This is a genomic window from Achromobacter aloeverae (assembly GCF_004121055.1).
Lineage (GTDB): Bacteria > Pseudomonadota > Gammaproteobacteria > Burkholderiales > Burkholderiaceae_B > Bordetella_C > Bordetella_C aloeverae.
Genome location: NZ_PYAL01000002.1, coordinates 61857 through 82070, shown reverse-complemented (window position 1 = coordinate 82070; position 20214 = coordinate 61857). Strand labels below are relative to the sequence as shown.

16 protein-coding genes and 2 tRNA genes are annotated in these 20214 nt (G+C 67.0%); 11 read left to right on the top strand and 7 right to left on the bottom strand.

The window, feature by feature from the left end:
• Positions 1-43: 43 nt before the first annotated feature.
• Both rlmB and rnr read right to left on the bottom strand, forming a co-directional pair.
• On the bottom strand, positions 44-805 hold the full coding sequence (gene rlmB, locus C7R54_RS07260; protein WP_129149551.1) for a 23S rRNA (guanosine(2251)-2'-O)-methyltransferase RlmB: 762 nt from the start codon (positions 803-805) through the stop codon (positions 44-46).
• Between the two features lie 239 nt (positions 806-1044).
• Complete coding sequence (gene rnr, locus C7R54_RS07255) at positions 1045-3495, bottom strand: ribonuclease R (RefSeq protein WP_129149550.1); 2451 nt, start codon at positions 3493-3495, stop codon at positions 1045-1047.
• Between the two features lie 94 nt (positions 3496-3589).
• On the opposite strand from rnr, the gene C7R54_RS07250 reads away from it, so the two are divergent.
• Both C7R54_RS07250 and C7R54_RS07245 read left to right on the top strand, forming a co-directional pair.
• Positions 3590-3674 (top strand) — tRNA-Leu (locus C7R54_RS07250).
• A 214-nt stretch (positions 3675-3888) separates the two neighbouring features.
• Positions 3889-3973: transfer RNA gene (locus tag C7R54_RS07245), tRNA-Leu, on the top strand.
• A 158-nt stretch (positions 3974-4131) separates the two neighbouring features.
• Here C7R54_RS07245 and C7R54_RS07240 read toward each other — a convergent pair.
• The gene (locus C7R54_RS07240; protein ID WP_129149549.1) at positions 4132-4566 is read right to left on the bottom strand and encodes a GNAT family N-acetyltransferase; all 435 of its coding nucleotides are present in this window, start codon (positions 4564-4566) and stop codon (positions 4132-4134) included.
• A gap of 191 nt (positions 4567-4757) precedes the next feature.
• Between C7R54_RS07240 and C7R54_RS07235 the strand changes: the two genes are divergently transcribed.
• The 4 genes from C7R54_RS07235 (at position 4758) to C7R54_RS07220 (ending at position 10609) form a co-directional block, all read left to right on the top strand.
• Positions 4758-5708: an AEC family transporter gene (locus C7R54_RS07235; RefSeq protein ID WP_129149548.1), complete on the top strand. Its 951-nt coding sequence runs from the start codon at positions 4758-4760 to the stop codon at positions 5706-5708.
• 19 nt (positions 5709-5727) lie between these two features.
• Entirely contained in the window at positions 5728-7020 is a 1293-nt protein-coding gene (locus C7R54_RS07230; RefSeq protein WP_129149547.1) for an arsenic transporter, read from the top strand.
• 382 nt (positions 7021-7402) lie between these two features.
• On the top strand, positions 7403-8629 hold the full coding sequence (locus C7R54_RS07225) for a YeeE/YedE family protein (RefSeq protein WP_129149546.1): 1227 nt from the start codon (positions 7403-7405) through the stop codon (positions 8627-8629).
• A 318-nt stretch (positions 8630-8947) separates the two neighbouring features.
• Complete coding sequence (locus tag C7R54_RS07220; protein WP_129149545.1) at positions 8948-10609, top strand: FMN-binding glutamate synthase family protein; 1662 nt, start codon at positions 8948-8950, stop codon at positions 10607-10609.
• 81 nt (positions 10610-10690) lie between these two features.
• Here the strand turns inward: C7R54_RS07220 and C7R54_RS07215 are convergent, their stop codons facing one another.
• Entirely contained in the window at positions 10691-11641 is a 951-nt protein-coding gene (locus C7R54_RS07215) for a LysR family transcriptional regulator (protein ID WP_129149544.1), read from the bottom strand.
• Between the two features lie 113 nt (positions 11642-11754).
• On the opposite strand from C7R54_RS07215, the gene C7R54_RS07210 reads away from it, so the two are divergent.
• From C7R54_RS07210 to C7R54_RS07200, 3 genes are all read left to right on the top strand, one after another.
• A complete protein-coding gene (locus tag C7R54_RS07210) occupies positions 11755-12843 on the top strand; it encodes a tartrate dehydrogenase (protein WP_129149543.1) in 1089 nt (362 codons plus the stop codon).
• Between the two features lie 64 nt (positions 12844-12907).
• On the top strand, positions 12908-13897 hold the full coding sequence (locus tag C7R54_RS07205) for a tripartite tricarboxylate transporter substrate binding protein (RefSeq protein WP_129149542.1): 990 nt from the start codon (positions 12908-12910) through the stop codon (positions 13895-13897).
• Positions 13898-14052: 155 nt separating this feature from the next.
• Entirely contained in the window at positions 14053-14436 is a 384-nt protein-coding gene (locus tag C7R54_RS07200) for a hypothetical protein (RefSeq protein ID WP_240039426.1), read from the top strand.
• 80 nt (positions 14437-14516) lie between these two features.
• On the opposite strand, the gene C7R54_RS07195 is transcribed toward C7R54_RS07200, so the two are convergent.
• The gene (locus C7R54_RS07195) at positions 14517-15059 is read right to left on the bottom strand and encodes a type 1 glutamine amidotransferase domain-containing protein (protein ID WP_129149541.1); all 543 of its coding nucleotides are present in this window, start codon (positions 15057-15059) and stop codon (positions 14517-14519) included.
• Positions 15060-15149: 90 nt separating this feature from the next.
• Complete coding sequence (locus C7R54_RS07190; protein WP_129149540.1) at positions 15150-16541, bottom strand: sigma-54-dependent transcriptional regulator; 1392 nt, start codon at positions 16539-16541, stop codon at positions 15150-15152.
• Between the two features lie 319 nt (positions 16542-16860).
• Between C7R54_RS07190 and C7R54_RS07185 the strand changes: the two genes are divergently transcribed.
• Positions 16861-17868 (top strand): sigma-54 interaction domain-containing protein, encoded by a 1008-nt coding sequence (locus C7R54_RS07185; RefSeq protein ID WP_129149539.1) that lies wholly within the window; start codon positions 16861-16863, stop codon positions 17866-17868.
• Between the two features lie 45 nt (positions 17869-17913).
• Here C7R54_RS07185 and C7R54_RS07180 read toward each other — a convergent pair whose 3' ends face one another.
• A complete protein-coding gene (locus C7R54_RS07180; protein ID WP_129150361.1) occupies positions 17914-18366 on the bottom strand; it encodes a PRC-barrel domain-containing protein in 453 nt (150 codons plus the stop codon).
• Positions 18367-18710: 344 nt separating this feature from the next.
• Here C7R54_RS07180 and C7R54_RS07175 point away from each other — a divergent pair, with 344 nt between their 5' ends.
• The gene (locus C7R54_RS07175; protein WP_129149538.1) at positions 18711-20198 is read left to right on the top strand and encodes an RNA polymerase factor sigma-54; all 1488 of its coding nucleotides are present in this window, start codon (positions 18711-18713) and stop codon (positions 20196-20198) included.
• Positions 20199-20214 lie beyond the last annotated feature (16 nt).

Here is a 20214-nt window from a genome sequence, read left to right as displayed (position 1 = left end):
TGTTATGTCAGCGGATCGACCCCAGGAGGATGCTGGCCGCTTCTTATCCCGGCCTGCCGCCCGCCTGGCCCGTCCCGCGCTGCCGCACCGACTCATAAAGGCATACGGCGCTTGCCACGCTGACGTTCAAGCTCTCCACGGACCCCAGCATGGGAATGTGCACCAGCTGGTCGCAGGTCTCGCGGGTCAGGCGACGCATCCCCTCGCCTTCGGCGCCCATGACCCAGGCCATGGACTGCCGGGCATCGACGGCATGCATGGGCTCGCTGGCCTGGTCGTCGGTCCCAACCAGCCAGACGCCCCGGTCCTTCAGGCTGCGCATGGTGCGCGCCAGGTTCGTGACCATCAGGTAAGGCACGGTGTCGGCGGCGCCGCAGGCCACGCGCTGCACGGTCGTATTCAGGCCCACCGCGCGGTCGCGCGGCGCGATCACAGCATGGACGCCGGCGGCATCGGCGGTACGCAAGCAGGCGCCGAGATTGTGCGGATCGGTCACGCCGTCGAGGATCAGCAGCAGCGCCGGCCCCTCGATCACGTCCAGCACCTCGTCCACATCAACCGCCAGTTGGCGCGGCTCGGCCAACGCCACCACGCCCTGATGGCGCGTGCCGCGCGCCAGGCCCTCCAGCCTGTCCGCCGCCACCGGATGCACCTTGCACCCCGCATGAGCGGCCTGCTCGATCAGGGCCGTCATCCGTTTGTCGCGCCGATTGGCTTCGACATAGATATCCTTGATGGAATCCGGCGCGTGGCGCAGCCGCGCCACCACTGCGTGAAACCCCGCGAGAACCTGGGTTGACGCCATATTGAACCTCTCAAAAAAAAGCTGTTCCCGACGCCGCGCGGCTTGCGCCGCCTGCCGGCTCGCAAGGCGTAGCGATGCCTGCGGCGGCCGGACGGGAAATCCCGTGTTGCATGCGTTCCCCGCCTGGCGGGGAACGCATTATTCATCCGCATTATTCATCATTGGACGACGACCAGCTTGAGCGCGGTCGGCGGGCAGGCCAGGACGAACGTCCATCCCCAGCCCGTCCACGGCCGACCTCAGCGCCGCTTGCGCGGCGCCGACGCTGGCCGCGCCGCCGCCTTGCTGGCTTTCTTGGCCTCGGCGCGGCGCACCTTGGCGGTCTGCCCCTTGAGCGCCGCCGGCTTGGTGCCAGCCGCCTTCTTGATGCGCCGCGGCGGCTCCTCCGGCCCGCGCGCGGCCGCCTTGCGCAGGGAATCGAAGCTGGTGCCCTTGACCAGGCGAAACTCGATGCGGCGCGCTTCCAGGTCGACACGCGCCACCTGCACCTGGACCTTGTCGGTCAGGCGATAGCGCATGCCGGTCCGCTCGCCGCGCAGCTCGTGCAGTGCGTCGTTGAACTGGAAGTACTCGCCGCCCAGTTCGGACACGTGCACCAGGCCTTCCACGTGCAGGGTGTCCAGCGTGACGAAAATGCCGAAGCTGGCCACGCCCGTGACCGTTCCGCTGAAGTCCTCGCCCACGCGCTCCTTGACGAACCAGCACTTGAGCCAGGCCTCGACGTCGCGCGAAGCTTCGTCCGCGCGTCGCTCGGTAGCCGACAGCAACAGCCCCAGCTTCTCCCAGATGGCGTGTTCCTGCTCCTTGTGCGAACGCCCCACCGGCACCGGCTGGTCCTCCAGCGTGGGCACATAGCGCTGGCCCACGAGCAGGCTCTTGATCACGCGGTGCGTCAGCAGGTCCGGATAACGCCGGATCGGCGACGTGAAGTGCGTGTAGGCCGGATAGGACAAGCCGAAGTGCCCGACATTGTCGGGGCTGTACATCGCCTGCTGCATCGATCGCAGGCACATGGTCTGCAACAGCGGATAATCCGGCCGCGCGCGCACGCTGTCGAGGAATTCGCCATAGTCCTTGGCCGTCGGCTCGTCGCCGCCTCCAAGCGACAGCCCCATGGTGCGCAGGAATTCGCGCAGCGACTGCAAGCGATCGTGCGTAGGCCCTTCGTGGATGCGATACAAGCCGGGATGCTTGCTGCGCGCCATGAAGTCCGCGGCGCAGGTATTGGCCGCCAACATGCATTCCTCGATCAGCTTGTGCGCGTCGTTGCGCACCACGCCGACGATCTGCTCGATCCGTCCCAGCTCGTTGCAGACGATCTTGGTTTCAACGGTATCGAAGTCGATGGCCCCCCGCTTGCGGCGCGCCTGCGCCAGCAGCTGGAACAGGTCATAGAGATGCTGGACCTGCGGCATGACCGCGCGCATGGCCTGCGCCGTCGGCCCCGTGGGCTGCTGCAACGCGGCCCACACGTTGGTGTAGGTCGTACGCGCATGCGAGTGCATGACGGCGTTGTAGAACTGGTAGGCCGTGACCGTGCCGGCCTTGGCGCCGCTGGCCGGGATGACCATGTCGCACACCAGCACCAGGCGGTCCACATTGGGATTGAGCGAACACAATCCGTTGGACAGCGATTCCGGCAACATGGGGATGACCCGGCGCGGGAAATACACGCTGGTGCCGCGCTCCACCGCGTCGTCGTCCAACGCGTCGTTGGGCGTCACGTAATGGCTGACATCGGCGATGGCCACCAGCAGGCGCCAGGCCGGACGCTTGCGCTGCCCCGTGCCCAGCTCCACCGGTTCGCAGTAGACGGCGTCGTCGAAGTCGCGCGCGTCCTCGCCATCGATGGTGATCAGCGGCACATCGCGCAGGTCGACGCGGTCCTTCAGGTCGCTCTTGCGCACCACGTCGGGCAGGCGCGCGGCCTGCTTGCGCGCGGCTTCCGAGAACTCGACGGGCACATCGAACTTGCGCACGGCAATTTCGATTTCCATGCCGGGATCGTCGATCTCGCCCAGTACCTCGTCGACACGGCCCAGCGGCTGCGTATGGCGGGTCGGCTGCTCCATGATCTGCACCGACACCACCTGGCCGTGCTGCGCGCCATTGGTGTCGCCGGGCGGAATCAGGATGTCGTGCTTGATGCGCTGGTCCTCGGGGACCACGATGGACAGGCCGTGCTCATGCAAAAAGCGGCCCACCAGCTTGTTGGTGCGCCGCTCGATGACCTCGACGATGGTGCCTTCCGGCTTGCCGCGGTATTCGCCGCCCGGCTTGACCAGGACGCGATCGCCGTGCAGTACCTTGAGCATCTCGCGCGGGGACAGGAAGATGTCCGGGCCGCCATCGTCGCGCAACAGGAAACCGAAGCCGTCCCGATGCCCCAGGACCCGCCCGGGCACGAAATCCAGCTTGGTCGCCAGCAGCAGCACCCCCTTGCGATTCGGCAGCAATTGGCCATCGCGTTCCATCGCGCCCAACCGCCGCTCGAATCCCACCAGGGTGGAGTCGCGCTCGACGCCCATGCGCTCGGCCAGCTCGGCCGGCGACAACGGGCTGCCCGCGGAACGCAGGGCGCGCAATATCGCTTCGCGGCTGGGAACGTCCGGATCGAAGTCGGGAGGCGCCTCTGGCACGACAGCAGATCTGTTCTTGTTATTGGAGTCGTTGCTTGATCGTTTTGCCAAAGCGAAAAATCCTGTTTATAATGCGCAGCTTCTGTGGCTTGCCCACTGGATGTGCTGCAAAGCGGTATTCTAACTAAATACGGCTTTAAATAGTGCCCAGGTGGCGGAATTGGTAGACGCGCATGGTTCAGGTCCATGTGCCGCAAGGTGTGGAGGTTCGAGTCCTCTCCTGGGCACCACGGAATACGGAAACCCCCGCGGCGGAAACGCTGGCGGGGGTTTCGCTTTTCTACGTTCGATGTTTGTTTTCCGATCCGCGGCGCCGTTCGACGCGCGGGCACAACAAAGCGCCGCCGGGGAGAAAAAAATCCTACCAAACTTGCACGGCTTTAAAAAAATGTGCATAATTCAATTCTTCGCTGAACGACGCGCAAGCAACGAGATAGCGATAGTGCCCAGGTGGCGGAATTGGTAGACGCGCATGGTTCAGGTCCATGTGCCGCAAGGTGTGGAGGTTCGAGTCCTCTCCTGGGCACCATAGTTTTCCGCAAGCAGTTTTTCGGCAAGAAATAGGCAGAGACCCCGTAAACCGTGTGTTTTCGGGGTTTTTTGTTTTCTGTCGCGGGAGCGCATCGCGGCAGCCTTGTCCACACTGCATGCGCCGCGACGCCTGTGACCCGATGCCCGCGCCGGTATCTACGCCAGGCGCAGGCGCATCGCCACATGCGCAATGCCGGCCTCTTCGAAAGGCTCGCCGAACGCGACGAAGCCCTGGGCCTCGTAGAAGCCGGTCGCGTGGGTCTGCGCATTCAGCAGCAGTTCCTCATGCCCCGCGTCGCGGCCGACCTCGATCAACGCGCCCAGGATGGCGCCGCCGACGCCGGCCCCGCGCGCCACCTTGTGCACGGCCATGCGGCCGATATGGCCGTCGGGCAGCAGGCGTCCCGTACCTAGCGGCGCATTGTCCGGCCCGTATGCGACGACATGCACGCAACGGGCATCCTCGTCGTCCATCTCCAGTTCGGGCGGCACGCCCTGCTCCTCCACGAACACCGTCTGGCGCACCGATGCGGCATCGCGCGCGAGCTCGGCCCACCCGCCGATTTCGATGCGTAGCGGAATGTCTTTCATGATCGCTATCCTTGCTTGTCGAGACCAGGCGCCATTTTGACAGGCCGGAAGAACACAGGCCAGGCGGCAGCGCGCAGGCCATGCCGCCGGCTCGGCAAAAGGCCGGACGCACCGCAGTGCGCCCCCACCGGCGCCCAGCTCCCGCCGAAGTAGAATGTGCAGCTTTCGCCCTCGACCACGACACCCACTCCATGCTGGCCGTCATCAACGCCACCTTGCCCGTCTTCGCACTGATCCTGGCGGGCTGGTTATCCGCGCGCCGGCAATTGCTGGGTCCTTCGGGCGGCGATGCCCTCAACCGCTTCGTCATCTACCTGGCCCTGCCTGCCCTGCTCTTTCATGCCATGACCCAGGTCCGGCCCGAGCAGTTGGCGCACGGCGGCTATGTGCTGTCGCTGATCGTCGGCATCGTCGTTCCCTTCGTCATCGCTTTTTGCGTGAAGCGCCCGCGCGACGCCCGCCGCACCGACGTGGCCATCGAGGCCCTGGCCAATGCCTACGCCAACTCCGGCTTCATGGGCATCCCGCTGTGCCTGGTGGTGCTGGGCCCCGACAGCCTGGCGCCCGCCATCATCGCCGTGCTGATGACGGCCTGCGTCCTGTTCGGCGTCACCATCACCTTGATCGAATTCGACCAGCACCAGGGCCAGCATCCCCTGCGCACCGTGCTCAAGACCGGCCGCGCCCTCTTGCGCAATCCGCTGCTGCTCTCGCCGGTGCTGGGCCTGGCCTGGGCCTTTACCGGACTGCAACTGCCCCTGGCGCTGGACCGCTTCATCGTGCTGCTGGGCGACGCCGCCAGCCCCTGCGCGCTGGTCGCCATCGGCCTTTTCCTGGCGCAGGCCGGCGCGGGCGGCACGCCGTCGACCGTCGCCCGCATCGTCTTCGCCAAGCTCATCGTGCAGCCCGCGGTCACCGCCGTCCTGGTCCTGTTCGTCTTCGACATGCCGCCGGTCTGGGCCTGGACCGCCATCCTCATGGGCGCCCTGCCGATCGGCACGGGCCCCTTCATGCTGGCCCAGATGTATCACCGCGACGCGCAGTCGGCCTCGCGCGCCATCCTGGTATCCACGGTGATCTCGGTGCTGACGATTTCCGCCCTGATCGCGCTCATCCAGCATCAAGGGATGCTGCACCACTGATTCCCCGGACCCACGCCCCATGCTCGCCCTCGCCATCTTCATCGTCACCCTGACGCTCGTCATCATCCAGCCACGCGGCCTGGGCGTGGGCTGGAGCGCCAGCGCCGGAGCCGCGGTCGCGCTGCTGCTGGGCGTGGTGCAACTGGCCGACGTCGTGGCCGTCTGGCATATCGTCTGGAATGCCACCGCCACGTTCATCGCCATCATCATCACCAGCCTGATCCTGGACGAGGCCGGCTTCTTCAAATGGTGCGCGCTGCACGTGGCGCGCTGGGGCCGTGGCCACGGCCTGCGGCTGTTCACGCTGATCGTGCTGCTGGGCGCGGCCGTCACCGCCCTGTTCGCCAACGACGGCGCGGCCCTCATCCTGACGCCCATCGTCATGGAAATGCTGCTGGCGCTGGGCCTGTCGCGGCCGGCGATGCTGGCCTTCGTGATGGCCGCCGGCTTCATCGCCGACACCGGCAGCCTGCCGCTGATCGTTTCCAATCTGGTGAACATCGTGTCGGCGGATTACTTCGGCATCGGCTTCGACCGCTATGCATCGGTCATGGTGCCGGTGAACTTCATGGCGGTGGCGGCGTCGCTGGGCATGCTGCTGCTGGTGTTCCGCCGTGACATCCCCAGGACCTACGGCGACAGCGGCCTGCCCGATCCGGCCAGCGCCATTCGCGATCCCCTGACCTTCAAGGCGGGCTGGATCGTGCTGGCCCTGCTGCTGGCGGGATTCTTCCTGCTGGAACCCCTGGGCGTGCCGGTCTGCGCGATCGCGGCCGCGGGCGCGCTGGGGCTGCTGCTGGTGGCGGGACGGTCGCATATCGTCGGCACACGCCGCGTCATGAAGCAGGCGCCCTGGCACATCGTCGTCTTCTCGCTGGGCATGTACCTGGTGGTCTACGGCCTGCGCAATGCCGGCCTGACCGAGTACCTGGCCCATTTCCTTGCCTGGTGCGCCCAGGGCGGCGTGTGGGGGGCCGCGTTCGGCGCCGGCGGCGCGGCGGCCCTGCTGTCCTCCATCATGAACAACCTGCCCGCCGTGCTGGTGGGCGCCCTGTCCATCGCCGACGCGCATGTCGCCGACGCGCATGTCACCGGCGCGATCAAGGACGCCATGATCTACGCCAATGTCATCGGCAGCGACCTGGGCCCGAAGATCACGCCCATCGGCAGCCTCGCCACCCTGCTGTGGATGCACGTCCTGGCGCGCAAGGGCCTGACGATCGGATGGGGCTATTACTTCCGCATCGGTATCGTGCTGACCCTCCCCGTCCTGGCCGCCACCCTCGCCGCGCTGTCCTGGCGCCTCTCGTAACAACGCCGCCCGTGCCGGCCGCGCCGAGCCGCGCCCGGCCGGGCCGGGCCGGGCCGGGCCGAGCCGGACCGAGCCGAGCCGGGCCGAGCCGGGCCGAGCCGAGCCGGGCCGAGCCGAGCCGGGCCGGGCCGCACCGGGCCGAGCCGGGCCGCGCAGGGCCGAGCCGAGCCCGCTGCGCCGGCCCCTCCCCGCGCACAAAAATCCCGGTCGCGCGCGCGACCGGGATCCCCTTCCCGCAACGCGGCCACAAATAACTAAAAGTCATTAAAAAATAATCATCAATTTCTTTTATTAATTTCCCCTCCCAATTACATTGGCGCTTTTCTACCGGATTTGCGCCGCAGCAAGCGACCCGCAAGCCGCATCCCCTTCCCTCACCGTCATGTCCGCCAACGCCTCCTCCCTGGATTTCGCCCCGGCCCTTCCTCCCGTGCGCACCAACCGCGCACCGCTGTGGATCTCCCTGCTATTGCTGCTCGGCGGCGTCTTCTACTTCAACGACCTGGCCGGCTGGCGCCAGGCCGCGCTATGGATCGTCGGCGCCCTGCTCGGCGTCACGCTGTATCACGCCTCCTTCGGGTTCACCCAGGCCTGGCGCGTATTCGTCTCCGATCGTCGCGCGGCGGGCCTGCGCGCGCAGATGTTGATGCTGGCCGTCGGCGTGCTGCTGTTCTTCCCTGTCCTGTCGCAGGGCTCGCTGTTCGGCCAACCGGTGGCCGGCCTGGTCTCGCCGGCCGGCGTCTCCGTGCTGCTGGGCGCCTTCCTCTTCGGCATCGGCATGCAACTGGGCGGCGGCTGCGCCTCCGGCACCCTGTTCGCCGTCGGCGGCGGCAATACCCGCATGGTCGTGACGCTGTTGTTCTTCGTGATCGGCTCGGTCGCCGCCACCTATGTCTTCCCGTGGTGGTCGGCCCTGCCCGCCATCAAGCCGACGTCGATGGTGCTGGCCTGGGGTCCCGCGCCCGCCATCGTCGCCAACCTCGTGGTCTTCGCGCTGATTGCATGGATCGCCACCCGCCTGGAACGCCGCCGCCATGGCGCCGTCATCTCCCACGCCAGCCGCACGAGCCGGCCCGCCAGCCTGTTGCGCGGCCCGTGGCCGCTGGTGTGGGGCGGCATCGCCCTGGTCGTCTTGAACTTCGCCACGCTGGCACTGGCCGGACGCCCCTGGGGCATCACCTCGGCCTTCGCGCTTTGGGGCGCCAAGGCGCTGGCCTCGGCCGGCATCGATGTCGGCAGCTGGGCCTACTGGGCCAAGCAGCAAAAAGCCCTGGCCGCGCCGGTCGGCATGGACGTCACCACCGTCATGGACATCGGCCTGATGCTCGGGGCGCTGGCCGCCGCGTCGGTGGCAGGCAAGTTCGCCCCGGTGTGGAAGCTGCCGCTGCGCTCGCTGCTGGGCGCCATCGTCGGCGGCCTGCTGCTGGGCTTCGGCGCCCGCCTGGCCTATGGCTGCAACATCGGCGCATACTTCAGCGGCATCCTCTCGGGCAGCCTGCATGCCTGGCTGTGGCTGCCCGCCGCCTTCGCGGGCAGTGCCCTGGGCGTGTACCTGCGCCCGTGGTTCGGCCTGAACGTGGAGAAGACAGCCGCGCCCGCCGTCTGCTGAGATCCGCCGCCTGGCCGGCAAGGGCCCGCGCAGGCAAATGGCAAGGCCTGGCAATGCTCCCACAGGCGAGCGATTGCCGGGCCTTTCGCTCTTTTGCCGTTTGCCGTTTGCCGTTTGCCGTTTGCCGTTTTTCCTCTTTCCGTCTAGGCCCCCACCAGGCGTCGCCCAGCATGCACGCGCAAAGGCGAAATGCAAGACGGCGCCTTGCAAAACACACCGCCACCTCCCCCATATTTGCCGCCATCGCTTTCTGGTATGGTTGCCGGCAAAGAAATGACCGGCCGCGCCCGCGCCGGCCCGGCTTCCGGAGGTCCGTACATGCATTGGTTGGCAATCCGCTTTTCGACATTGGCCCTGGTGACGCTGGGCGCCATCATCACCGTGGCGCTCGCCGCCATGGACTCGGCCTGGTGGCTATGGGCCGCCATCCCGCTGCTGGCGCTGTTCTGCCTCGGCATCTATGACCTCGTCCAGACCCGCCATGCCATCCGCCGCAACTACCCCATCCTCGGCAACCTGCGCTTCCTGTTCGAGGCCATCCGCCCGGAGATCCGCCAGTATTTCCTCGAAGACGACACGCAGGCCGCGCCGTTCTCGCGCGCCCAGCGCTCCATCGTCTACCAGCGCGCGAAGAAGGAAATAGACAAGCGCCCCTTCGGCACGCAGAAGGACGTCTACGACGACCGCTACGAATGGATCAACCATTCCCTGGCGCCGGCCCACGTGGCCGACAGCGACTTCCGCATCACCGTGGGCGGCCCGGACTGCACCCAGCCTTATTCGCTGTCCGCCTTCAATATCTCGGCGATGAGTTTCGGCGCCCTGTCCGCCAATGCCGTCCTGGCCTTGAACGAAGGCGCGCGCCTGGGCAATTTCGCGCACGACACCGGCGAGGGCGGCATCAGCAGCCATCACCGCAAGCCGGGCGGCGCCCTGATCTGGAATATCGGCTCGGGCTACTTCGGCTGCCGCGACGAGCAAGGCCATTTCTCGCCCGAGGCCTTCGTGCGCAACGCCTGTACGCCGCAGGTGAAGATGATAGAAATCAAGCTGTCCCAGGGGGCCAAGCCCGGGCACGGCGGCATCCTGCCCGGCGCCAAGGTCACGGCGGAGATCGCCGCGGCGCGGGGGGTGGCGATCGGCCAGGACTGCAACTCGCCAGCCGGACACAGCGCCTTCGACAGCCCCATCGGCCTGATGCGCTTCGTCGCGCGCCTGCGCGAGTTGTCCGAAGGCAAGCCGGTGGGATTCAAGATGTGCGTCGGCCATCCGTGGGAATGGTTCGCCATCGTCAAGGCCATGCTGGAAACCGGCATCACGCCAGACTTCATCGTGGTCGATGGCGCCGAAGGCGGCACCGGCGCGGCGCCGGTCGAATTCGTCGACCACGTGGGCACGCCCCTGCGCGAGGCCCTGCGCCTGGTCCATAACACGCTGGTCGGCGTCAACCTGCGGGACCGCATCCGTATCGGCGCGTCCGGCAAGATCATCACCGCCTTCGACATGGCGCGCGCCATGGCCATGGGCGCCGACTGGTGCAATGCGGCGCGCGGCTTCATGTTCGCGGTGGGCTGCATCCAGGCGCAGGCCTGCCACACCGACAAATGCCCCACCGGCGTGACCACGCAGGATCCCCTGCGCCAGCGCGCGCTGGTGGTGCCGGACAAGGCGCGCCGCGTCGCCAACTTCCACGACAACACCTTGCACGCGCTGGCCGAACTGCTGGGCGCCGCGGGCCTCACCCACCCCGGCGAACTGCGGCCGCACCACATCGCGCGCCGCATCTCGCCGTCCGAAGTGCGGCTGCTGTCCTCGCTGTTCCCCGAACTGGCGCCGGGCGAATTGCTGGAAGGCAAGTTCCGCCACCAGGTCTTCGAAGTCAACTGGGCCATGGCCCGCGCGGACTCCTTCCAGCCCGCGCGCGACATCACCGCCAGCATCGCGCGCGAATCGCGGCCGCCGGAGCCCGTCCCGGCCTGAGGCCATGCCAGGACAGGCGCTGGCCACGCCCCGTCATCCGCGCAGTCCGCAGCGGCCCCTGTCCCGGCCCGCGCCGTCCCTTCAGGCGCGCCGTCCCAGCGCGCTGAAGCGCTCCCCCAGGAAATCGACGAAGCTGCGCACCCGCGACACCATCTGGTGCCGCGGGTGGTACACCGCATAGATGTCCGCCTCCGGCGTCGCGTAGTTCGGCAGCACCGTCACCAGGCGCCCGCTGGCCAGGTAGCGCTGGATGTCCCATTCCGCGCGCATGACGATGCCATGCCCGTCCAGGGCCCAGCTCACGGCGATTTCCCCATCGTTGGTGGTCAGGTTGCCGCGCACGCGCACCGCCTCCGCGCGCGGCGCGGCGCTGCCCGGCTTCACGCGCGATCGCCGCAGCGGCGTCAGGCGCCACACGCCATAGGCATCGCTGCCCTGCCGGATGCCTATGCAATTGTGCCGCGCCAGGTCGGACGGCGCCTGCGGTACGCCATGCTCGCGCAGGTACTTGGGCGACGCGCACAGCAAACGCCGGTTCGGCGCCAGCGACCGGGCCACGTAGCGCGCATCGGGTGGGGCGCCGAACCGCACGCAGACATCGAAGACGTCGTCCACCAGGGCCGGCGGATCGGCCGACAGCTGCAACTGCACCTCGACCTCCGGGTAGCGCTTGCTGTAGTCGGAAATGACCGGCGCCACGTGCGTGCGCCCGAACCCCAGCGTGGCGTTCACGCGCAGCAGGCCGCTGGGCCTGTCCTTGGCGCGCCCCAGCAACTGCCGCAGGTCGTCGATCTCCCCCAGGATGGCGCGCGACCGCTCCAGCAGCACTTCGCCTTCGGGCGTCACGCCGCTGCGCCGGGTCGTGCGCACCAGCAGGGGCAGGCCCAGGCGGCTCTCCATCAGGGCCAGGCGCTTGCTGACGGCGGCGGTGGTGATGCCCAGGTCGCGCGCCGCCGCGCTAAGGCTGCCGGCCGTCGCCACCGTCACGAAAAACCCCAGGTCCGCCGCCTGGATGCCTGCGACATGATTCATGGAACGCTCCGCCTGATTATCAACTTCAAGTTAATGATGGTTCAACTTTAGCCCCGTCCGTGAACAGCGTCCACGGCACAAAATCGCTACCGGTCATCCAGCTGGAGCAGAACATGAAGACGTACAAGATCGCCACCATCCCCGGCGACGGCATCGGCAAGGAAGTCGTGCCCGCGGGACGCATCGTCATGGAGGCGGTGGCTTCGTCGCAGGGCGACCTGCGCTTCGAATTCGAGAATTTCGACTGGGGCGGCGACTACTATCGCCAGCACGGCGTGATGATGCCGGAAGACGGGCTGGACGCGCTGCGCGGCAAGGACGCCATCCTGTTCGGGTCGGCGGGCGACGCCAACATCCCCGACCACATCACCTTGTGGGGCCTGCGCCTGAAAATCTGCCAGGGCCTGGATCAATACGCCAATGTGCGCCCCACGCGCATCCTGCCGGGCATCGACGGTCCGTTGAAGCGATGCGCGCCGGAGGACCTGGACTGGGTCATCGTGCGCGAGAACTCCGAGGGCGAATACTCAGGGGTGGGCGGCCGCGTCCACCAGGGACATCCCATCGAAGCCGCCACCGACGTATCCATCATGACGCGGGTCGGCGTCGAGCGCATCCTGCGCTTCGCCTTCCGGCTGGCGCAATCGCGGCCGCGCAAGCAGTTGACGGTGATCACAAAGTCCAATGCGCAGCGCCATGCCATGGTGATGTGGGACGAAGTCGCGGCACAGGTCGCGCGCGAATTCCCCGACGTCGCCTGGGACAAGGAACTGGTGGACGCCGCCACGGCCCGCATGGTCAATCGCCCCCGCACGTTGGACACCATCGTGGCCACCAACCTGCACGCCGACATCCTCAGCGACCTGGCGGCGGCGCTGGCCGGCAGCCTGGGCATCGCGCCGACCGGCAATATCGATCCGGAACGCCGCTACCCGTCCATGTTCGAACCCATCCACGGATCGGCCTTCGACATCATGGGCAAGGGCTGGGCCAATCCCGTCGGCACCTTCTGGTCGGTGGTGATGCTGCTCGAACACCTCGGCGAGGCCGCCGCCGCGCGACGCGTGATGGCGGCCATCGAAGCCGTCACCGCCGATCCCGCCCTGCACACCCGCGACCTGGGCGGCCAGGCCGGCACGGACGACGTGACACGCGCGGTCTGCGCCCACCTGGCGCGGCACGACGCCGCGCGCGCCGCCTGATCGTCCGCCTCACACCACCGGCGTCCCGCATCGGACGCCGGATAACGACAACAAGGAGACAACGATGCGCTTGACCCCGACCCTGTCCCGGCGGCTCCGTGCGTTCGCCCTCGCGGGCGCGAGCCTGGCCGGCGGCGCCGCCGCCCACGCGGCCGACTGGCCTTCGCACACGATCACCCTGGTGGTCCCCTTCCCGACCGGCGGCACCACCGACGTGCTGGCGCGCGCCCTGGGCGACGAGCTCTCCCGCAAGCTGGGGCAGGCCGTCATCGTGGAAAACCGGCCCGGCGCGGGCGCCACCATAGGCGCGGACTACGTCGCCAAGGCTAAACCGGATGGCTACACACTGCTGATGGGCGCCGTCCATCATACGATCGCCACCAGTGTCTACAAGTCGCTGGGCTACGACTTCCAGAAGGATCTGGCGCCCATCGCACCCATCGCCATGGTCCCCAACGTACTGACCATCAACCCAGCCTACACGCCTGCCCACAACGTGGCGGAGCTGGTGGCGCTGGCCAAGCAGGCGCCCAAGGGCCTGACCTACGGCTCCAACGGCTACGGGACCGCCCAGCACCTGATCGGCACGCAATTCCAGGCGGCCACCGGCGCTCCGCTGCTGCATGTGCCCTATAAGGGCAGCGGCCCCCTGACCACCGACCTGCTGGGCGGCCAGGTGTCGATGTCCTTCGATACCATCACCACCGTCCTGCCCCACATCAAGGCAGGCAAGCTGCGCGCGCTGGCCGTGACCACCGCCCGCCGCAGCGACGCGCTGCCCGATGTGCCGACACTGGCCGAGACCGGCCTTCCAGGCTTCGACATCGGCACCTGGTTCGGCGTCTTCGCGCCGGCCGCGACACCCAAGCCGCTGCTGGCGCGCCTTAGCAGCGAAGTGGAAGGCATCACCGCGTCGCCGGCATTCAAGCAGCGCATGGCCGCCGCGGGCGCGGAACCGATGAAGGAAACGCCGGCCCAGTTCGGCCAGCGCATCGCCGACGAGACCCGCAAGTTCGCCAAGCTGGTCAAGGAAGGAAACGTCAAGGTCGAGTAGTACCCGTAGTACCCCGCCTCGGGTACCCGGATCCGCCCCGGCGGCGACACGATGCATCGTCGCCGGCCGGGGCATGGGCTTTGCTGGCCAGCCATCATCCCGGCCATTGCGCCGGCCCTACGATGACCGCGGCACCGCGCCGCAGGAAGGCATATATGGCAACCCGCAAGACCCAATACCAAGCCAATCCGGACAACGACAATGACGCGCAAGACAACGACGAGGAATTCTACGAGGACGACGCCACGGGCGTCGTCGACCCCTTGGACACGGCGGACATCGCGGACGCCGCCTCCGGCATCCCGCCGGGCCACGGCAACCGCTCCCTGGGACCGAGCGACTCCTCGGATTCAGGCAGCGACCTGGGCGCCGACGCGCCCGACACCGACACCGATGCCGTGGGGACGGGCGAGCGCGCCGACGTGGAAAACGACCAGGGCGACGGCCGCAGCCGCGATATCGGTATCGACAGAGTCGTCAACGACGACGGGGCTGGCCTCGCCCATACGCGGCCCGACCCCGCGCGCAACGGCGGCTGAACCCCGCAGGCAGGGAAGGCGTGGGAGGACGGGGGCCTGGGAGGACTTTCCCACCCTCGCCCGCCCCGTGCCCACGGCCGCTACTGCCCCTGCAGGCGCTTCAGGAATTCCCTGTTGAACGCCGGAATGTCATCCGGCTTGCGGCTGCTGATCCAATTTCCGTCCACCACCACTTCCTTGTCTTCCCACTGGGCGCCCGCATTGCGCAGGTCGTCCTGCAACGATGGCCAGCTGGTCAGTGTGCGGCCCCGCACCAGCCCGGCGGAAACCAGTAGCCAGGGGCCATGGCAGATCACGGCCAGCGGCTTGCCCGCGTCCTGCATGCGGGTCACGAACTCCCGCGCCTTGGGATCCATGCGGATGGCATCCGCGTTGACCACGCCGCCCGGCAGCAGGACCGCCGTGAAGCGGGACGGGTCCGCCTCGGCAAACGTAAGATCGACGTCGACCTGCTCGCCCTTGTCGGTATGCTGGAAACCCTGGATCTTGCCCTTCTTGGCGGAGACCACCACCGTGCGCGCACCGGCCGCCTGGAGCGCCTTGCGCGGCTCCAGCAATTCCGCCTGTTCGAAACCGTCCACCGCCAGGATGGCGACGGAGACATCCTTCAATGCTTCAGCCATGTTCCACCTCCGTTGTGCTACCCGCCGCGCACAGGATGGCGCGGCGGCTGGAGGCGGTAAAACAGCAAGCGGGATGCCGGTCCGGCGAAGCTACTTCGACTCGCTCAACGCGGCTTCCCCCTTGCCCGCGCCATCGGAGACCTTGGGGAAATAACCGGCGGCGGCATACTCCTCCAACCGGTTATAGAGCGTCTTCAGGCTGATGCCGAGGATTTCCGCGGCGTGCTTCTTGACGCCGCCGCATTGCTCCAGCGTGGCGAAAATCAGCTGCCGATCGGCGTCGGCCAGCGGCACGCCCACCGGTACGGTGATCTGCGTCCCCACCGTGGCCTTTTCCGGCGCCATTTGCAGGGGCACGACGTTGGCCCGGATCTCGTTGTCATCCGCCAGGATGAAGGCGCGATGCACATAGTTCTTGAGCTCGCGCACATTGCCGGGCCAGGCATGCCGGCGCATGGCGTCCAGCGTGCCGGACGTGAATTTCTTGTCCGCGCCGCGTTCCTTGTTGAGTATGTCCAGATACCGCTGGGCGATGAGCAGCACGTCGTCGCCACGTTCGCGCAGCGGCGGCAATTCCAACGGGAAGACGTTCAGGCGGTGATAGAGGTCCTCGCGCAACTTGCCCTCGGCCACGGCCTCTTCGGGATTGCGGTTGGTCGCCGCCACCACCCGCACATCGCTGGCGATCTCGCGGTTGGTCCCAACCCGCATGAACAGGCCGGTCTCCAGCACCCGCAGCAGCTTGACCTGCAGGTCGACCGGCATTTCGGTGATTTCGTCCAGGAATAGCGTGCCGCCCGCGGCCCGCTCGAAATAGCCCTTGTGCTGGCGGTCGGCGCCGGTAAAACTGCCGCGCTCGTGGCCGAACATTTCGCTTTCTATCAGGTTGGGCGAAATGGCGCCGCAATTGACCGGCAGGAAAGGCCCCTTGCGCCGGGCGCTCAATTCATGGATGGCCTGGGCCGCCAACTCCTTGCCGGTTCCGCTATCCCCCATAAGCAGCACCGTCGCTTCTGTCGGCGCCACCTTGGCGATTTGCTTGTACAGCAATTTCATCGGCTCGGACCGGCCCAGCATCTTGCCGAAGCGGCCGTCTTCCTCGAAGGTGCCGCCCCAGGACGACAGGTCCGCATTGCGCGGCATCCGGCCCAGCACCATTTTCAGGCGCTGTATATTCACCGGCTTGAGCAGGTAATCGATGGCGCCCAGGCGCAAGGCGTCCACCGCGCTTTCCACACTGGCGTGCCCGGTGATGAACACCACGTCCACATTGGGCGAACTGAGCGCCTGGAAAATCTCCAGGCCGTTCCCGTCCGGAAGCTGCAGGTCGGACAGCACCAGGTCCGGCGCCTGGCGCAGGATCTGTATCTTCGCTTCGCGCAGGTCGCTGGCCTGCGCAACGGTGAACCCCTCGTCTTTGACGATCTCTGCCAGTGCCGTCCGCACGGGCGATTCATCATCGACGATCAAAACATGTGGCATGCGCAATAATTCCCTGGAGTACGATATTTTTCTACCCTGTCGCCCGCGTCTTCCTTGCGTGAGCGTAGGGCTTGCCATCCGGCATTTTAGCGGGTCGCGACGCATATCCGCCGCCATCCAAATGGTGCCATGGAGGCCGACCCGCAGCGAAGCTTATCTTGGGGTGCGTCCCAAAATCGTAATCAATTCGTACAGTTGGCTAAGATTTTCATCCGCTTTCAAGTGCTTGCAATGCCAGGTATTCTTGATGAGTACGATCATTAAAACAGTCCCGCCACCCACAACAGGCGGACACGCGTCCCAGTAAAGGTAAGACCCCATGCCCAGCCCCTCTTCGACGCGCAGGAACGCGTCGCGTGCCGACCGCCCCGCCGTTCTTGAACCCGCCGCCATGGGCCGCTGCCCTGTCATGCAGGCCCTCGCCCAGCAAATCAACAAAGTCGCCACCACGGAAGCCAGCGTCCTGGTCGTGGGCGAAAGCGGCTGTGGCAAGGAATTGGTGGCCCGCGCCATCCACACGGGCAGCCAACGCGCCGGCAAGCCCTTCGTCCCCGTCAATTGTGGCGCCATTCCGCCGTCGCTGATCGAGGCCGAATTGTTCGGCCACGAGAAAGGCAGCTTCACCGGCGCGGTAGCGCAGAACATCGGCTATTTCGAACACGCTACCGGCGGCACGCTATTCCTGGACGAAGTCACGGAGATGCCCCTGGACATGCAGGTGCAGCTGCTGCGCGTGCTGGAAACCGGCGTATTCCACCGGGTGGGCGGGCTGCACCCCGTGAAGGTGGACGTGCGCATCGTCGCCGCCACCAACCGCGACCCCTACGCCGCCGTGGAACAGGGCCAGTTCCGGGAAGACCTGCTCTACCGCTTGGCCGTGGTGCCCTTGCGTGTGCCGCCTCTGCGCGAACGCATGGAGGACGTGCCCTACCTGGCGCAGCGCTTCCTGGACGGTTTCAATGCCGCCGAGGGTAGCGCCAAGGTATTCGCCAAGGACAGCATGCAGGCCCTGACCGCCTATGACTGGCCGGGCAATGTACGGGAGCTGAAAAACACGGTGCATCGCGCCTTCATCATGGCCGACGACGAGGTTACGATCCCGCCCCTGGCTGCCGCGCGCAAGCCGGTGAAGACGGCCGCCGTGGAGGCGGGCAGCGTGCGGATGGCCGTCGGCACGTCGTTGATGCAGGCGCAGCAGGACCTGATCCTGGCGACGCTGGCCCACCACCAGGGCGACAAGCGCAGGACCGCGCGCACCCTGGGCATCAGCCTGAAGACGCTATACAACCGCCTGGGCAACTACGAAGCGGCTACCACGCGCGGCTGATGCAGCGGCCGGCCGCGAGCAGGCAAACGCTGGCCCGCCGCCGACTCAGTCGTCCGTCCTCAGCCCGCAGTCCAGCGCCTGCGGCTCCTGCATCGCCACGCCTTCCGCCCCGCGGCTGGCGCCGGGACCGCCCCGCAGGGCGACCCAGCTCTCATCGGCCGTGCGGGGCCAGTTGTTCTTGTCGAAGCCGGGCGCCTGGCGCAGCCGCTCCAGGTCGAGATCCAGCAGGAAGCACTTCCGATCGGTGTCCAGCGTCAATGCATCCCATGGGATCGCGAAAAGCCTGTCGCCGATACCCATGACGCCACCTCGCTCCAGCACCGCATAGGCGATGCGGCCGGCGTGGACATCCAGCATGATGTCCCGCAATACCCCCAGCTTTTCGCCGGCCAGGTTAAGCACGTCATCGCCTTCCAGGGTTTGTGCCGCCATGATGGCGGGTCCCGGCCCGCTGGCCGTATGCTTGGGCGATCCCACGATGCGACCCTCGGCCGGCATCCCCACGGCCGCCGGCGCGGTGCCGGATTCAGTCTGTTTGCCTATCATGGCGCGCTCCCAAGCCAGCGGCGGCCTCGTCCCGGGTCCCTGCGTCGCCGGTCGCTGAAGTTCTTACACGGACGTGGTAATTCCGCCTGTTCGCGGACGCCTGGCGGGCGCCCTTGATGGCGTTTCAGATTGTCGACCAGCATATGCCGTGCCGCGCAAACCCAGCATTGACGCGGGTTTGCCGCGACCCACCCAAATTTCCAGCGGCGTTTTGAAAATGTGGCATGGACTTTGCTTTCTTCCTTTCATATGTATGGGCACAACGTTTTCCTTGACCCGCTTTACGGAGACAGCAATTGGCACAAGCCACTTACGAGTTGAGGGCCCGGCAGCAGACCAGCCTGACCCCCCGCTTGCAGCAGTCCGTGAAACTGCTGCAAATGTCCGCGCTCGAATTCACCCACGAGATCGAGCAAGCGCTGGCCACCAACCCCTTTTTGGAAGAAGTGGAGGACGACGGTCCTCCGCAGGCGGACGCACAGGCCGTCCAGACCACGCAGGCCATCGGCGCGGACGCCTTGACCAGTCCCGCGACTCCGGCCGACGCGGACGGCATCGCGGCCGCGACGACCGAGGTCCCGGCCGAAACGGTGACCGAGCTGCCGGAACTGCCCGACCCCCAGACGGAATACTCGGGCGACTATCCGGCCGCGCGCGGCACCGGCGACGGCGAGACCGACGTGGGCCAATGGGCGCGCAGCGTCCTGGACTTGCGCGACCACTTGAGCAATGAACTCTGCAGCTATCGCCTGGCGGAACGCGACCGTCTGCTGGCCGCCTATGTCATCGAAGGCCTGGACGAGGATGGCTATCTTCGTACCGACCTCGAGGAACTCGCCGGCGAAGGCGCCTTCAATCCGCCGCCGGAGCGCGAGGAGTGGGAAGTCGCGCTGAAGCTGGTGCAGCAGCTGGACGTGCCCGGGATCGCCGCGCGCAACCTGGCGGAATGCCTGACCTTGCAATTGCAGGCCTTGCCGGCCGGGACCGACGGACGCGAACTGGCGCTGTATATCGTGGCCAATGAACTGGAGCGGCTGGGCAAGCACGACTTCTCCGGCCTGGGCCGCAGCTGCCAATGCAGCGACGATGACCTGCGCGGCGCGTGCGCCCTGATCCGCAGCCTCGATCCACGGCCGGGCCTGCGCTACGCCAAGCCGGATTCCAACTACATCGTGCCGGACGTGATGGTGCACAAGTTCAATGGGCAATGGATCGTCACGCCCAACCGCGCGTCCATGCCGCGCGCGCGCCTGCATCGCGCCTATGCCGACCTTTTCCGCAGCGCCCGCTACAGCGACCGCTCGCCGATGGCGCAGGAGCTGCAGGAGGCGCGCTGGCTGATACGCAACGTCGAACAGCGCTACAGCACCATACAGCGCGTGGCCGAGGCCATCGTGCTGCGCCAGCAGACCTTCTTCGAATATGGCGAGATTGCCCTGCGGCCGCTGATGTTGCGCGAGATCGCCGACGAACTGGAAATCCACGAATCCACGGTGTCGCGCGCCACCAGCAACAAGTACATGGCGACGCCGCGAGGCATCTTCGAGTTCAAGCATTTCTTCTCGCGCGAACTCTATACCGACACCGGCGGCAGTTGCTCGGCCGCCGCGGTGCGTGCGCTGATCAAGGAGATGATAGACGGCGAGGACGGCAACTCGCCCCTGTCCGATGTCGACCTGGCGCAGAAGCTCGGCGAGCAAGGCGTCATGGTCGCGCGCCGCACCGTGTCGAAGTATCGCGGGCAGCTGAAGTATCCGCCGGCGGAAATGCGGCGCCAGTACTGAGCCGGCGCGAGGCCCC